Origin of the sequence: Xanthomonas sp. LF06-19, from assembly GCF_034105425.1 — a bacterium.
Taxonomy (GTDB): Bacteria; Pseudomonadota; Gammaproteobacteria; order Xanthomonadales; family Xanthomonadaceae; genus Xanthomonas_A; species Xanthomonas_A sontii.
Genome location: NZ_JAXGGH010000002.1, coordinates 552,720 through 567,829, shown reverse-complemented (window position 1 = coordinate 567,829; position 15,110 = coordinate 552,720). Strand labels below are relative to the sequence as shown.

At 59.4% G+C, this 15,110-nt stretch carries 10 protein-coding genes; all 10 read left to right on the top strand.

Annotated features, from left to right (window positions below):
- Window positions 1-159: 159 nt before the first annotated feature.
- The 10 genes from SLW55_RS06455 to SLW55_RS06410 all read left to right on the top strand — a co-directional run bounded on the left by SLW55_RS06455 (window position 160) and on the right by SLW55_RS06410 (window position 14,986).
- Complete coding sequence (locus SLW55_RS06455; RefSeq protein WP_320744841.1) at window positions 160-4,368, top strand: hemagglutinin repeat-containing protein; 4,209 nt, start codon at window positions 160-162, stop codon at window positions 4,366-4,368.
- Complete coding sequence (locus SLW55_RS06450; RefSeq protein ID WP_152235900.1) at window positions 4,365-4,646, top strand: colicin immunity domain-containing protein; 282 nt, start codon at window positions 4,365-4,367, stop codon at window positions 4,644-4,646. The genes SLW55_RS06455 and SLW55_RS06450 overlap by 4 nt, the downstream gene beginning before the upstream one ends.
- 79 nt (window positions 4,647-4,725) lie before the next feature.
- The gene (locus tag SLW55_RS06445) at window positions 4,726-10,212 is read left to right on the top strand and encodes a hemagglutinin repeat-containing protein (protein WP_320744885.1); all 5,487 of its coding nucleotides are present in this window, start codon (window positions 4,726-4,728) and stop codon (window positions 10,210-10,212) included.
- On the top strand, window positions 10,202-10,675 hold the full coding sequence (locus SLW55_RS06440) for a hypothetical protein (RefSeq protein ID WP_150409482.1): 474 nt from the start codon (window positions 10,202-10,204) through the stop codon (window positions 10,673-10,675). Before SLW55_RS06445 ends, SLW55_RS06440 begins: the two co-directional genes overlap by 11 nt.
- 43 nt (window positions 10,676-10,718) lie before the next feature.
- Entirely contained in the window at window positions 10,719-10,877 is a 159-nt protein-coding gene (locus SLW55_RS06435) for a hypothetical protein (protein WP_320744840.1), read from the top strand.
- Window positions 10,867-11,499 carry a hemagglutinin repeat-containing protein gene (locus tag SLW55_RS06430; protein WP_320744839.1) on the top strand — a complete coding sequence of 211 codons (633 nt, stop codon included), beginning with the start codon at window positions 10,867-10,869 and terminating at the stop codon, window positions 11,497-11,499. The genes SLW55_RS06435 and SLW55_RS06430 overlap by 11 nt, the downstream gene beginning before the upstream one ends.
- Window positions 11,500-11,836: 337 nt before the next feature.
- Window positions 11,837-12,244: a hypothetical protein gene (locus tag SLW55_RS06425; RefSeq protein ID WP_267093158.1), complete on the top strand. Its 408-nt coding sequence runs from the start codon at window positions 11,837-11,839 to the stop codon at window positions 12,242-12,244.
- A 1,047-nt stretch (window positions 12,245-13,291) separates the two neighbouring features.
- Entirely contained in the window at window positions 13,292-13,600 is a 309-nt protein-coding gene (locus SLW55_RS06420) for a hypothetical protein (RefSeq protein WP_152236320.1), read from the top strand.
- A 204-nt stretch (window positions 13,601-13,804) separates the two neighbouring features.
- Window positions 13,805-14,176: a ribonuclease toxin immunity protein CdiI gene (cdiI, locus tag SLW55_RS06415; protein ID WP_152236321.1), complete on the top strand. Its 372-nt coding sequence runs from the start codon at window positions 13,805-13,807 to the stop codon at window positions 14,174-14,176.
- Window positions 14,177-14,335: 159 nt separating this feature from the next.
- Complete coding sequence (locus tag SLW55_RS06410) at window positions 14,336-14,986, top strand: DUF480 domain-containing protein (RefSeq protein WP_320744838.1); 651 nt, start codon at window positions 14,336-14,338, stop codon at window positions 14,984-14,986.
- Window positions 14,987-15,110: the final 124 nt, after the last annotated feature.

Sequence of the window (15,110 nt, the reverse complement as noted above, 5' to 3'; positions counted from 1 at the left end):
GCAAGCCAGTCAGGATCTGCTGAACTCAGGCGGCCAGATCGCTCGCCGCGACGAGCTGCTCAGTGCAGGGCGCGACTTCACCAGCACCACTCGCAACGCCTCGCCGGCAACAACCTGCTGCTACAGGCCAGCCGCGACCTCAGCCTCACCGGCACCACCGTGAAGGCCAGCAACAGTGCCGCGCTGCTGGCGGGCAACAATCTCAGGCTGCAGCCGACCGCGTTGCGCGATGAGTCCGGCCTGACCCGCGGCGGCGATGGCACCAGCCTGACCGTCGGCAACAACCTGTCCCTGCAGGCCGGCAACGATCTGCAACTGCACGGCGTGGCGATCGCCGCCGGCGGCGACGCCGCCCTGCAGGCCGGGCACGACCTGTCGCTGACCCCGGTCACCGACGCCAACGGCAAGGCGACGGTGCGCACCAGCATCGATACTGGCGGCAGCCTGCAACTGGCCGCCGGCAACGACCTCACCATCCGCCAGGCGCAGGTCAAGGCCGATGGCAACCTGATCGCCGCGGCCGGGCACGATCTCAATGTCACGTCGGTGCTGGGCGATAGCCGCACCGTCACCGACCAGACCCGCCAGGGCAAGACCAGGGTCGTCACCACCACGACCACCCAGGACATCGACCAGCAGGCACTCACCGCTGGCGGCAACCTGGTGCTCAGCGCCGGCCACGACGTCAACCTGACCGCCGTCAAGCTCGACGCCGGCAACGGCCTGGCCGTGGTCGCCGGCAACGACCTCAACAGCACCACGCTGACCACGGTCGACAGCAGCACCACCCTGGAGACGCGCAAGCGCTTCAAGCAGACCACCAGCACCCGCGACGAGACCGTCCACGGCACCGAGTTCACCGCCGGCGGCGACATCGCCCTGCAGTCCGGCCACGACGTGAACCTGACCGCGGCCAAGGCGTTCACCGACAAGGGCGCGCTGGCCGTGTCCGCCGGCAACGACGTCAACCTGCTCGCCGCACAGGAGCAGCACGACGCCGTGCAGGACATGCAGAAGAAGAAAAAGGGCTTCCTGTCCAGCAAGACCACCACCACGCATGACGAGTGGCACGACAGCACCGCGGTGGCGACCACGCTCAGCGGCGACACCGTGCAGATCGCCGCCGGCCACGACCTGCTGTCGCAGGGCGCACAGGTCGCCGGCACCGGCAACGTGGTGGTGGCCGCCGGCAACGATCTGACGCTGGAGACGGCGCAGAACACGCACAGCGAGGAGCACGAGAAGAAGACGAAGAAGTCCGGCATGTTCGGCAGCGGCGGGATCGGCGTGACCTTCGGCACGCAGAAGATCCAGAACAATGCCGACACCGCCGATGTGACGCATGTGGGCAGCACGGTCGGTAGCGTGGAGGGCGACGTCACGCTGGTTGCGGGCAATCGTTACGCGCAGACCGGCGGCGACGTGCTGGCCAATGCCGGCGACATCACGGTGAAGGCAAAGGACATCGCCATCACCGAGGTCCACGACACCACCGATGCCGAGCAGCGCAGCAAGTTCAGCCAAGGCGGCTTGTCGATCACGCTCAGTTCCGCAGCACTGAACCTGGCCCAGTCCGCTTACGATACGGCCAAGGCTGGCTCCAAAGTCAGTGGCGATGCGCGCATGCAGGCGCTGGCGGCGGGGTCCGCGGCCTACAGCGCCTATGGCGCCGCCAGCTCGCTGAGTCAGACCGGAAGCGCACTGGCCAGCGGCAGCGCCGCAAGCGCTGCGCAAGGCGCGAACATCAGCATCGCCGTGACGGTGGGTGGCAGCAAGAGCGAGAGCAAGAGTACCCAGTCGGCCGACCAGGCCAAGGGTTCCAAGCTACAGGCAGGCGGCGACGTCAATCTGATCGCTACTGGCGGCGGCGATGCGAGCAACCTGCTGGTACGCGGCAGCGACGTCACCGCTGGTCACGACCTGCTGCTGGCCGCCGATCACGATGTCACCATCGAGGCCGCGAAGAACACGGCCGAACAGCACAGCACGAGTAAGAGCAGCAGCGCTGCGGTCGGCGTTGCGATCACCTACGGCGCTGATGGGTTCGCGGCGGGCGTGACGTTGAGCGCCAGTGGGGCGCGTGGCAAGGCCAATGGCGAGGATGTCAGCTACACCAACAGCCATGTGGCTGCGGGCAACAACGCCACGATCATCAGCGGCAACGACACCACGCTCAAGGGCGCACAGGTCTCCGCGGACAAGGTGATCGCCGATGTCGGCGGCAACCTCAACATCGAGAGCCTGCAGGACAGCAGCAGCTACGCCAGCAAGGACAAGTCGATCGGTGGCAACGTCACGTTCGGCATCGGGTTCAGTGCCAGCGCCAGCTACAGCAGCAACAAGGTCAATGGCGACTACGCCAGCGTCACCGAGCAGAGCGGCATCCAGGCCGGCAAGGGCGGGTTCGACATCACCGTGGGCGGCAACACCGACCTGAAGGGCGCGGTGATCGCCAGCAGCCAGGATGCGATCGACCAAGGCAAGAACCGCCTGAGCACCGGCACGCTGACGTACAGCGACATCGCCAACACCAGCAGCTATGACGCCAAGGGCATCAGCCTGTCGGGCGGCTACAGCGTCGGCACCGACGACGATAAGGCCAAGGGCAGTGAGGGCCAGACACCTTCCACCACCAACAATGGCAGCAAGTGGTCCTGGCAGAACTACAACACCGGCGCCAACGGCAGTGCGGCCGGCTATGGCCATGAGAGTGGGAACTCGCAATCCACCACGCACAGCGGCATCAGTGGCGGGGCGCTGGTCATCACCGACGAAGCGGGGCAGCAAGCCAAGACCGGCAAGAGCGTAGCGGACGCGCTGGCGGGCCTGAAGCGCGATGTCGTTACGGGCGATGACGCCAATGGCCTGACCAAGCAATGGGATGGGCAGAAGCTGCAGGAGCAGGTGGCGGCGCAGGCGCAGATCACGGCGACGTTTGGGCAGCAGGCCACGCATGTGATTGGCGACTACGCCGAGAAGAAGATGACGGAGGCGGCAGACCTACGTCGGCAGGCCAATGACACGACCGAACCTGACCAGAAGGCGCAACTGACCGCACAGGCCGACCAACTGGAAAGCCAGTGGGGCGATAACGGCAGCTTGCGCGTGCTGGCGCACACCGTGGTCGGGGGACTCACGGGCGGGCTAGAGGGTGCGACGGGCGCCGCTGCAGGAACGCTTGCCGCGCCCGCTGTGGCAACCGCGCTGCGGGAGGCAGGCGTCACCGGGCCATTGGCGGACACGTTGACCGCCTTGGCATCGACAGCGGCGGGTGCGATGGCGGGCGGCACTGCGGGTGCTGCGACGGCCAGCAATGAGGTGGTGAACAACTATCTCAGTCATCCGCAACGCGATGAAAAGGCGCGTGAACTCAGCAAGTGCACGACGGAAGAATGCCGAGAGAATGTAGAGCGAAAGTGGGATGACGTCAGTCTTGCGCAAAGCCGTGAGATGAAGGATCGGTACTTCGACTACCTGACTCCGGAGCAGCAAGCAGCGCTGCTGAGTCTTAAGCCAGGCACCCAGGAATATGAAGCGATACTTGCGGCAGGCGTAGCACAAGCTGCCTCAAAAAGCACAATCGGCGTTGGATCGTCTTACAGCCTCGACTATCAGCTGCTGACGGAGAGGGATTGGAATGGGCAGCAAGTTAAAGCGCTGATCGGCGGGGGTTCGCTTGAAGACAGGAATCGTCTAGATACAGCAGTCTTGGGTATCTTTGGTTCTCCAGCGAGATTGACAGCTCTCTTTGGCGGTAGCCCGGAGCAAGTCGCTGCGGCAAATCAATTTGGTGCAAGCATGTACGATGTTGCGGGTGCCGTTGAGGTCTTGGCTCCGCGTAGTACGCGGTCCGGTGATGGGCCGCCCGCATTTGAGCTTTTGGTAAAAAAAGACAAGGTGGTGGAAGTTGGCTTCAATAAGGGTGAGGTCCAGACCTTAGACGTGATTAACGTTGTGGCTGATAAGCCAAAGCCTAACTCGGTTGACGTGACGGAGACATTTAGTTATTCATCAAGATATCCTGCTCCAGATGACTATTCTGTTCCAATTTTAAAGAAACAACTGACAGCGAGTTTTGAGCAGCTTCGTGACAAGTTTAAACATGCAGTTGATTTTGGTATTATTGAAGCAAGAAAAAACCCTCAAACAGTCGAGCAGTTTAGATTGGCGTTAGAGAGGCACATGAATTCCCCGGATACAGTGGAAAATGGAACTTATGGTTTTTCAAAAGGCTCGAGGGTTTTTTTCAATGCGCAGACAAACAACGTGGTTGTTGTTGACGACCAAGGGAGCTTTGTAACAGGATTTAAGCTATACCCCGGGAGCCGACAGTTTGAAAATTTCATTAAAAATGGTGTTCTTAGATGAGTATTGTTCTTTTTGATTTCGCAAAGTCTTTCGCATTAGGTAGATTGGATGCGCACGTTTTTTCTGAGGCGTACATAGAGCTTTGGAGAATAGAGCGCGACAGAGGGATTATGATTAAAGACGTGGCTTTGTTGAGTGAGTGTTTGTCTAGCATTTTTTGTTCTGCGGATATGTATAACGAGGATGCGAATACAAGGAGATCCTTCGAATTGGATGAGGCGGGCTTACTTAGCAAAGTATGCGATGAAATAAATAGGTTTGAAAAAGCCAATGTCTGATCATTTTTAATACTGCCTGATGGTGCAGGCATCAGCCTAACCGTCGACAACACAATAGTCTTTACAGGCCGGCCACGTCCTGTCGCTGATCCCGGTCACCGACGCCAACGGCAAGGCCACGGTGCGCACCAGCATCGCCACCGGCGGCAGCCTGCAACTGGCCGCCGGCAACGACCTCACCATCCGCCAGGCGCAGGTCAAGGCCGATGGCAACCTGATCGCCGCGGCCGGGCACGATCTCAATGTCACGTCGGTGCTGGGCGACAGCCGCACCGTCACCGACCAGAGCCGCCAGGGCAAGACCAAGGTCGTCACCACCACGACCACACAGGACATCGACCAGCAGGCGCTCACCGCCGGCGGCAACCTGGTGCTCAGCGCCGGCCACGACGTCAACCTGACCGCCGCCAAGCTCGATGCCGGCAACGGCCTGGCCGTGGTCGCCGGCAACGACCTCAACAGCACTACCCTGACCACGGTCGACAGCAGCAGCACCCTGGAGACGCGCAAGCGCTTCAAGCAGACCACCAGCACCCGCGACGAGACCGTCCACGGCAGCGAGTTCACCGCTGGCGGCGACATCGCCCTGCAGTCCGGCCACGACGTGAACCTGACTGCGGCCAACCTGTTCACCGACAAGGGCGCGCTGGCCGTGTCCGCCGGCAACGACGTCAACCTGCTCGCCGCGCAGGAGCAGCACGACGCCGTGCAGGACATGCAGAAGAAGAAAAAGGGCTTCCTGTCCAGCAAGACCACGACCACGCATGACGAGTGGCACGACAGCCTGGCCGTCGGCACCTCGCTGGACGCAGGCAGCGTGCAGATCAAGGCAGGCAACGACATCGCCGTGGTCGGGTCGACCGTGCTGGCCCAGCAGGACGCGCGCCTGGTGGCCGGCAACGATGTGGCCATCGTCTCGGCGCAGGACCAGAGCAGCGAGGCGCACAGCAGCGCCCAGAAGAAGTCCGGCTTCAGCGCCAGCTTCTCCGGCGGCGTGGCAAGCCTCGGCTACGGCAAGTCGCGCAGCAGCAGCGACAGCAGCACCGAGAGCACCACCCAGGTGGCCTCGGCGGTCGGTGCCAAGAACGGCAATCTGCTGATCAGTGCCGGCGATCAACTGACCATCGGCGCCTCCGACGTGGCCGCGGGCAAGGACCTGACCCTGGCGGCCAAGGACATCGCGCTGCTCGCGGCACAGGACACGGTGGACAACCAGTCCAATCAGTCGAGCAAGTCCAGCGGCTTCTCCATCGGGGTGACCTACGACCCGGCCGCGGCGTATCGCAGCGCACGCGATTCGGCGACCAGCAACATGCCCGACAGCGGCTCGACCATGGGCAAGCTCAGCCGGCGCGCCGAGGGCGATACGGCCGGCACCGCGGCCGCGCTGACGCCGGTGGTGATCCAGGCCGGTTCGCACCGCTCCAACGCCAACCAGAACGACAGCACCAGCACCGCGCGGGTGAGCCAAGTCAGCGCCGGCGGCAACCTGACCCTGCTCGCCAGCGACGGCTCGATCACCAGCCAGGGCACGCAACTGTCGGCCGAGGGCAACGCGCTGTTGCTGGCGAGCCAGAACATCGACCTGGGCGTGGCGCATACCACCGAGTCCAGCGGCAACGACAGCCGCGGCAAGGGCTGGAGCTTCAACAATGCGGCGGGCCTGCCGTTCGGTAACTACAACCAGAAGGGCAACGGCACCGGCCAGACCGACACCATCACTGGCACGCAACTGTCGGTGGGCGGTAACGCCAGCCTGAGCACGACCCAGGGCGACATCACCCTGACCGCCAGCAATATCGCGGCACAGGGCGATGTGACCATGCACGCCGCCGGCGACCTGACCATCCAGAGCGGGCAGGACACCGCCGGCAACGCCAACGTCTCGGACAACAAGGCCATCGGCACGGTGGTCATCTCCGACACCGAGCGCTTCTCCGGCTATCACACCGAGAAGCACCGCGACGACAACGCCACGGTGACGCAGGTGGCCAGCAGCGTCGGCAGCCTGGGTGGCAACGTCAATCTGAGTGCGGGCGGCACCTACACGCAGAGCGCCAGCAACGTGGTCGCGGCCAAAGACGTGGACGTGACTGCCGCGTCCATCCAGTTGCTCACCGCCAACGACAGCCACGCCGCGTCCTCGCAGGACGACACGCTCAAGATCGGTGCGTTCGCGCGGGTGAAATCGCCACTGATCGACCTGATCAACAACGTCGATGCGGCGCGCAACTCCGACGGCAGGCTGTCGGCGATGCAGGGCATGGCGGCAGTGGCCAACGGCTATCAAGCGGCCAGTGCCATCAGCAGCATGGCCGGCGGCGCCGGCAGCGGCGCGCTGGTCAGCGTGGAAGCGGGCGTGGGCTACGCCACCAGTACGGAGAAGTACAAGGCCGGCAGCCAGACCGCGCAAGGTTCGACCATCAGCGGCGGCGGCAACGTCAGCCTGACCAGCACCAGCGGCGACCTGCACGTGGTGCAGGGCAACCTGAAGGCCGGCGACACCCTGAGCCTGGACGCAGCACGCGACCTCGTGCTGGAAGCAGGCAAGTCCTCGGGCTCGGAACAGAGCAAGGGCAGCAACGCCGGATTGGAGGTGGGCGTGGGCGCCTCGGTCGGCGCGCAGACCGGCGTCTATGCCTATGTGCAGGCCAGCGTCGGCAGCCACTCCTCCAACGCCGACAGCGCGACATGGAAGAACACGGAGCTGGCCGCGCAGAACATCTCCCTCACCTCGAAGGGCGATACCACGCTGCGCGGTGCGGCGGCCAAGGCCGACCGCATCGACGTGCAGACCGGCGGCGACCTGACCATCGAGTCGCTGCAGGACACCTCGAACATCCAGTCCAAGGAGAGCGGCTATGGCGGCCGCATCCAGGTGTCCTTCGGCACCGCCTGGGACGCCAGCGGCTACGCCAGCACGGCCAAGGCCAACGGCAACTCCTCCGGCGTGACCGAACAGTCGGGCCTGTTCGCCGGCAAGGGCGGCTACCACGTCGATGCGGGCAACGTGAACCTGATCGGCGGCGCCATCGCCAGCACGAATGCGGACAACAGCGACCTGACTGCCACCTCGCTGACCTTCAGCGACCTGCAGAACCGAATGGGCTACTCGGCCAGCTCCGGTAGTCTCGCTGGCGGGTTCGGCTACAGCGGCACGCCGGCCACCGATGCCAATGGCAACCCGGTGGCAGTGAGCGCGGGCGACCAGGCCAAGAACATCGGCAGCAATATCGCCAATGGGAACTATGGCGCAGCCAACAGCGGCGGGCTGGGCGGCGGACTGCCGATGTCCCAGAGCGGCAACGACAGCACGACCACGCGCGCCACGCTGACCGAAGGCAACATCACGATCGGCGGCAAGCGCACCACGGCAGCGGAGACGGGTATCAACACCGATGCCAGCAAGGCGAACGAAGCGCTGGCGACGCTGCCGGACGTGCGCAAGGTGCTGGCCGAGCAGCAGGCGATGGGCGCGGCCGCCGGGACGGTGCTGGAGACCAGTCGGCAGGTGGCTGGCGACATCGCGGCCAGTGCAGCGAAGAAGACCGCCGAGGCGCGCGATGCCTACCTGAAAGGGCTGAACGGCGATCAGCAAGCGGCGTTCGCGAAACTGGATCCAACTCAGCAACAGGATCTGTTGCTGAGCCAGAGTGCAGCCTACCGAGATGCCTATACCAGCCAAACCCAATGGGGTACCGGCGGTGAGTACAGCCGTGCGTTGCAGGCGGTGACCACTGCGCTGGTGGGTGGTGTGTCCGGGCAGAGCGGCACACAGGTGGCGAGTAACGCGCTGGCACCGTATGCGGCGCAACTGATCGGGCGGACCTTCGATGGCGACCACGGCAGCGACCCGAATGCGGCCGCGCAATTGCTCTCGCATGCACTGCTGGGCGCAGTGCTGGCCGAGGCCAACGGCAGTTCGGCCGCAGGCGGTGCACTGGTCGGCGCCGGTGGTGAGCTGGCGGCCCGGTACCTGACCAAGACGCTCTACGGCGCCGACGCCAAGCCCAGCGATCTATCCGAGCAAGACAAGCAGACGATCCTGGCGCTGTCGCAAGCGGTAGGCGCGCTGGTGGGCGGGATGACAGGCGGCAGTCTGAGCGACGTCGCCGTCGGCAGTGCGATTGCACGAAATGCGGTCGAAAACAACCGCATGCCGACGGATACAGAAATTAACCGGATCAAGGAACTAAGCAAGGGCGATGTCCAACTGCAGGCGGACCTCACTGCTGCTGCGTGCGCACGAGTGAGATGCTCAGCACAATTTGCTGATGGAACTCCAGAAAAAGCATTCTGGGGTGCACTCGAAGCGAAGGGAGCGAGCGATGAGTACAAGCAGCTAGGCGACTTGCTCGCGGAGCAAATTTACAAGGACTACAGTTCCTATACTGCCGCGAAAACAGGGATCCCATCTGAAAAACAGCTTTTTGATTACGACTTAGGGGATGCCGCAAAAGATGGTGTAATCAAATGGGATAACAGTAACGGGCATCCCTTGGCTCGCTTGGGCGGCGTGCTGCAAACTGCAGCGGGCTCGGCGGCCATTTCGACAGGTGCAGCAGGATGTGCAGAGACGGGCATTTCATGTTTGCTCATACCTTGGGGGGCCGATCAGGCTGTTGCCGGCGCTAGAACCGTAGCGACGGGCGAGACAACGTCTACGTTAGGCGGGATGTTGCTGAGCAAAACAGGGTTGCCAACGCCTTACGCAGAAGCGCTCTATTCCCTGGTTGGATTTGTTCCGTCCGGTGTGGTTCCCGGTCTGGGAAGGTCAGCCACGACGTTGCCTATCACAACCCTTGAGCCGGTCAATGCTTTGAAGCCGGTAGGTCAGGTTTCTGAAGCGGCTGGTAGTACGGCAGGAAGGACGGTTCTGCGCTGGGGTGACGACGTCTCGGCGTCGAACATCGCGTCTGATGTGCCGAGAGGCAACGCGATCTATACCTCGGCCTTGAGCGGTTTTCCGGAGCTTCCTCCAGGCTATCGCAACATGAACTCGGCTGGGGCAGCAGCTAATGAGACTGGCGGGCTCCCGCAGGGATTTAGGCGGGTATATAATTCTGAAGGTGATCTGGTCATCCAGGGACCAGTTGGCGAAATCTATGCGTCCGAGGAGGCCCTGGAAGCTGCAAGAAAGGGAACGGATCTTGCCGGAGACTTTATTCCGCCAGGCATGAATCGTCCCTTCCGATCTGTTAATCCAGACTTTCCACCGGACAAGTCGGTTGTTGATGCTATGGGAAGCCCGAGTATTAAAAACATGACTGCATGTGAACATGTGGATTGTTCAGAAATTGCCGACAAATTATTTAACGTTGCGGGTGGTAAAGGTAAAGTCATTGAAGTTAGACCGAGGCAACCTGGCAATTTGACGCTGTTTGAGAATGGTGCGGAGGAGTCAGGTCAGTTCTACCATCAGGTCTACACAGATGGTCGTTATGTATATGATCCTCGATTGTCACCTAATCCGATCCCAAAAGGGGATTGGGAGCGTCATATCAGAGGTATGAATCCCAGAGGCGTGACTATTTCAGATAAGTTGAGAGGATTAAATGGACGTTAAAAAAATTGAAGCGCCTGAGGGATGGTTGCTGAACTTTCTATATGAAATAAGTCCTTTGGAGTGGAGGAGATATCAGCAGCGACAGCCAAACGTTTGGTTTGGCGATCATTTTGAGAAGGTGGATCGAAGTGAATACCCGCCATATATTGCATTTAGATTTGAAAATGAGTGTGAGGCAATCATAAATAGGATTAAAGTTGCAGTAGAAAATTATTGTGGGAGGGTTCGCTGGATGTTGCATGAGCACAAGCGGGAGGGCTTGCCTGGGAAAAATTGGACAATAGGGCCAAGCAGATTGTGGGAAGTACAAGAGCAGGCATTAAAGTTGGGTCTCTCCTCGAGCCAATATTTAGCCGCATATGAGCCAGGGTTTGGTCCTATCGCTTATGATGACTTGGAGGGCCTCAACAAACACATCCAGAGTGCATTCCCTGAAGTGTCAAGTCATATCCTTAAGCATTAACGTCAGCGCTAACGCCGGTAACCTGCTCAACCAGCGCCGCATAGTGTCCAGCGGCACGGTGGCGCCGCAGGCCAACCTGCTCAACCTCGGCGGCCAGATCGCCGGCCGCGACCTGACCAACCCCACCCGCGACGCCATCGCCTGCGACCTACAGCTGCCAGACCGACACCATCACCGGCACGCAACTGTCGGTGGGCGGTAACGCCAGCCTGAGCACGACCCAGGGCGACATCACCCTGACCGCGAGCAACATCGCGGCAAAGGGCGATGTGAACATGCACGCCGCTGGCGACCTGACCATCCAGAGCGGGCAGGACACCGCTGGCAACGCCAATGTCTCGGACAACAAGGCGATCGGTACGGTAGTCATCTCCGACACCGAGCGCTTCTCCGGCTATCACACCGAGAAGCACCGCGACGACAACGCCACGGTGACGCAGGTGGCCAGCAGCGTCGGCAGCCTGGGCGGCAACGTCAATCTGAGTGCGGGCGGCACCTACACACAGAGCGCCAGCAACGTGGTCGCGGCCAAGGACGTGGACGTGACTGCCGCGTCCATCCAGTTGCTCACCGCCAACGACAGCCACGCCGCGTCCTCGCAGGACGACACGCTGAAAATCGGCGCGTTCGCGCGGGTGAAATCGCCACTGATCGACCTGATCAACAACGTCGATGCGGCGCGCAACTCCGACGGCAGGCTCTCGGCGATGCAGGGCATGGCGGCAGTGGCCAACGGCTATCAGACGGCCAGTACCATCAGCACAATGGCCGGCAACGCCGGCATATGCACCCTAATGATGTTCCTATTGCATAGCGGCCAGTGAGGACGCTTGTACAGGATAAGTCTGGCCGCTACTGGCTGCAAAGCTCGACGGGAAATAGAATAACGTCATCCGGCTCCTATGATTTTGTAACTATGCCGAATGGAAGCACTCGGGTTGCCAGACCAAATGTGAATCAGGATTTTTCAACACACCTTGGGTTGAGTGGTGGCGGGGAGGTTAAGTATGCAGGCTCTGTACGTTTTGGAAATAATGGTGACCCAAGTCGAGGAAAAATAACCAGGTGGACTAATGACTCTGAGCATTATAAGCCGCCCGCCACGTTAAACGGTAATGCCGGCTTGCCGCAAGATTCATTTAATTCGAAGTAGGTTGAAAAATGAATGAAAAACAGAGCATTCTATGTATGCAGCTTGCAAAGATGGATTCCGAGCAGGCTGCTGACTGGCTAATGGAAAAATACCCGATAGGGTCGATGGATTATGGTGAAGCTCTGCTGTTGATTCCCCATCGTTCTTGGAAAAGATCCGACCAGAAGCGACTAGCACGGTACTACTTCAGGAAGTTACCTTTCGCTAGCGCGAGAGGGTATGAGGCATTTGCTTCATTCATGTCAACAGGACATCTTCTGGATTGTGTCAAAGAACGTTTACCGATGAGCGATTCTAATACGGATTTGCTGCTGTATCATATGATTCCCGTCCTTAATAGGTTCGCAAAAAACGATTCTGACCGCAAAATCATTGCGGAGTTTATTGATGAACTAAACTTAAGTTACTTCAGATAGTCGCCATCGTGGCCTATGCCAAATCACTTTGGCGAGATGCGGACGAGACTCCATCCAATTTAGTGGATTGTTAGAGGTGGAGGTGGCTAATTTTTCATGCAAATGCTTCTATATTATTAGCCTCGCTAATTCTCCGGGAGCTTGGACAAAGCAAGGGCAGCAACACGGGCCTTGAAGTGGGCGTGGGCGCCTCGGTCGGCGCGCAGACTGGCGTCTTGTCTATGCCCAGGCCAGCGTCGGCAGTCACTCCTCCAACGCCGACAACCACCTTGAAGAACACGGAGCTGGCCAAGTAGAACATCGCCCTCACTCGAAGGGCGACACCACGTTGCGCGGCAAAGCTCGACCGATCGCGAATAGAGTAGCGCCATCAGGGTCATATGGGCGATACCTGGATAATTTTATATATAACTTAATAAATTTCTGGAGTTTAAGGTGGCCAAATTCTCATGCAAATGCTCCTATGTAATTAGCCTTACTAACTCTCCGGCTCCGGAACAATTAACTGTCGTTCCAAACGCGCTGCTATATGAATTGGCAGAATTGATCGATAAGGGTAAGATTTCTTTTGATAAATTCTTTAATCGGATAGACGCAGTTAGTCATGACGCTATTGCTTGCCCCGCATGTGGTCGAATCTGGATAAAGAAATCGGACGGTTCGGAGTATTGGTCATACATCGCAGGAAATTAATAAATCTAAGATGACGGTGGTCTACTGAAGTTGGCTATTAAGCCGCTAGATCGACATACTCCACACCTTCAGCCCGGACGCAGAGCGCAATTTGGTACTGGAAGCAGGTAAGTCCTCGGATTCGGAATAGAGCAAGGGCAGCAACGCCGTATTGGAAGTAGGCGTGGGCGCCGCGGTCGTCGCACAGATTTGCGTCTATGCCTATGTGCAGGCCAGTGTCGGCAGCCGTTTCTCCAATGCTGACAGTGCGACATGGAAGAACACGGAGCTGGCCTCGCAGAACATCGCCTTCGCCATCCGGTCTACCAGGATCTTGGGGCGAAGAAAGCTACTAAAAATCTCATGGGGTAAGAAATGATCACTGAAGACCTGAAGACAGCCAACGAGATTTTTTCAATTATAGATTCTGGCATAGTCGATGGCTATGATTCCTTCGTTTTTGAGGTTAAAGTGGGTGACGGTTATATCGACACGCAGTTGATAGTTGAAAGTGAGGGGCGCGCGACAACTGAAGCTAAGACAGATATCAATGATGCGGCATTATATGTCCTAGTAAAGCGCCTTAGAGAAAGCGCTTTGCAACGTGGAGAATGTTGGACTTCCTTTGTTTTTTCTTACAGATTGGGTGGGCAGGTAAGAGTGGAATTTAAATATAATGAATAATAGTGGCCGCAGAAAACAACTGGTATTTTACGGTGTGCGGGCATGGTGCTTAACGCCGCGGCCGGCCTGAGCAAAGTGTCCGTATTAGCCAAGGGTCCCGCTAAGAAGTTAAAGCGCTCATCTTAGTTTCTATGCCGAGTTGCGCTGTAGGGTGGGTTCAACTCACAACGTCTATTCGAGGCGAAATGGTAAAGCGATGCCTGCATGAAAGAACTGTTCGATCAGCCAGACGATGAATCAGATCCGTATTGGATTATTAAATCCTATTTCAATAGAATGTACGCTGACGGCTTCCTCTTGGAGGCATTGGGGTATTTAGTGAATAAGTGGGGATTCAGTACAGATGGCGCGTACTGTAATTTCGCAGATAGAAATAGCTTTTTTGATGAAGATCATTTTGATGGTGTTGAGTTCTCTTATGGATATCCTCCCGGGATTGAGAATACTGTTGTTGTGAGTGAAGAGGCTTGCTCTAACTGCATTAAACTAGCATGCGAAAAATATCTTCAGTGTCACCCCGAGGATTTCGATAAAGTAAAAATAATTTTAGATTTACTTTCTTTTCAAGCCATGTAGAATTTTAGGATTTCTTTATTGTTTCAGTTAAGGCGCCAGGGAATTTATAAGGTCGCATGCCAGTGAACATTGGTCAGAATATTGTTCTGGAACCCTGCCATGCCGAATCACCGCTTTCCAGCGGTATGCTTCGCCCCTGACCAGCAAGCAGTCCATACGATGACCGACACCGCCGCCGTTCCCGTTCTCTCCGCCATCGAAGCCCGCGCCCTCGGCTGCCTGATCGAAAAGGAGGCGACCACGCCGGATGCGTATCCGCTCACGGTCAATGCGACGGTGGTGGCGGCCAATCAGAAGACCTCGCGCGAGCCGGTGATGACGTTGAGTCCGGGCGATGTGCAACACGCGCTGCGGCAACTGGAGGGGCGCGGGTTGGTAAGGCAGCAGTTCTCTTCGCGCGCCGAGCGCTACGAGCATCGGTTGGCGTCGGCGCTGGATCTGACCCAGCAACAGGTGGCCCTGCTCGGCCTGCTGCTGTTGCGCGGTCCGCAGACCGCCAACGAGTTGCTGACGCGGGCCGAGCGCATGGCGCGCTTCGCCGATGCGGACGATGTCCGCCATCAGTTGGAACGGCTGGCGCAGCGTCAGTTGGCGGTGCAGTTGCCGCGTGCCAGCGGGCAGCGCGAGGACCGTTACATGCACTTGCTTGCCGGTCCGGTGGACGCGGAGGCACTGGCCGCCACGTTCAAGGCGCGGCCGACCGCCTCGGGCAACGATGAGTTGGAAGGGCGGTTGCAGGCGCTGGAGGCCGAGGTGGCGGAGTTGCGTGAGATCGTGGCGCAGTTGCAGGCGCAGCTCGCGCACGGGTGACGCTGCGTGGATGGGCTTCTAAACGAAGCCTCTGGTTAATCAAAGAAGCTCACTTGTGGGAGCGGCGGCAGACCCACCGCAAAACCGCGGCAAGGCGCGTTACTACAGGTACCCTAAACATCAA

Bases quoted from the DNA above. Each gene is read 5' to 3' on its own strand.
- SLW55_RS06420 (WP_152236320.1), top strand. From the start codon at position 13,292: ATGATCACTGAAGACCTGAAGACAGCCAACGAGATTTTTTCAATTATA.
- SLW55_RS06410 (WP_320744838.1), top strand. From the start codon at position 14,336: ATGACCGACACCGCCGCCGTTCCCGTTCTCTCCGCCATCGAAGCCCGC.
- SLW55_RS06440 (WP_150409482.1), top strand. From the start codon at position 10,202: ATGGACGTTAAAAAAATTGAAGCGCCTGAGGGATGGTTGCTGAACTTT.
- cdiI (WP_152236321.1), top strand. From the start codon at position 13,805: ATGAAAGAACTGTTCGATCAGCCAGACGATGAATCAGATCCGTATTGG.
- SLW55_RS06450 (WP_152235900.1), top strand. From the start codon at position 4,365: ATGAGTATTGTTCTTTTTGATTTCGCAAAGTCTTTCGCATTAGGTAGA.
- SLW55_RS06425 (WP_267093158.1), top strand. From the start codon at position 11,837: ATGAATGAAAAACAGAGCATTCTATGTATGCAGCTTGCAAAGATGGAT.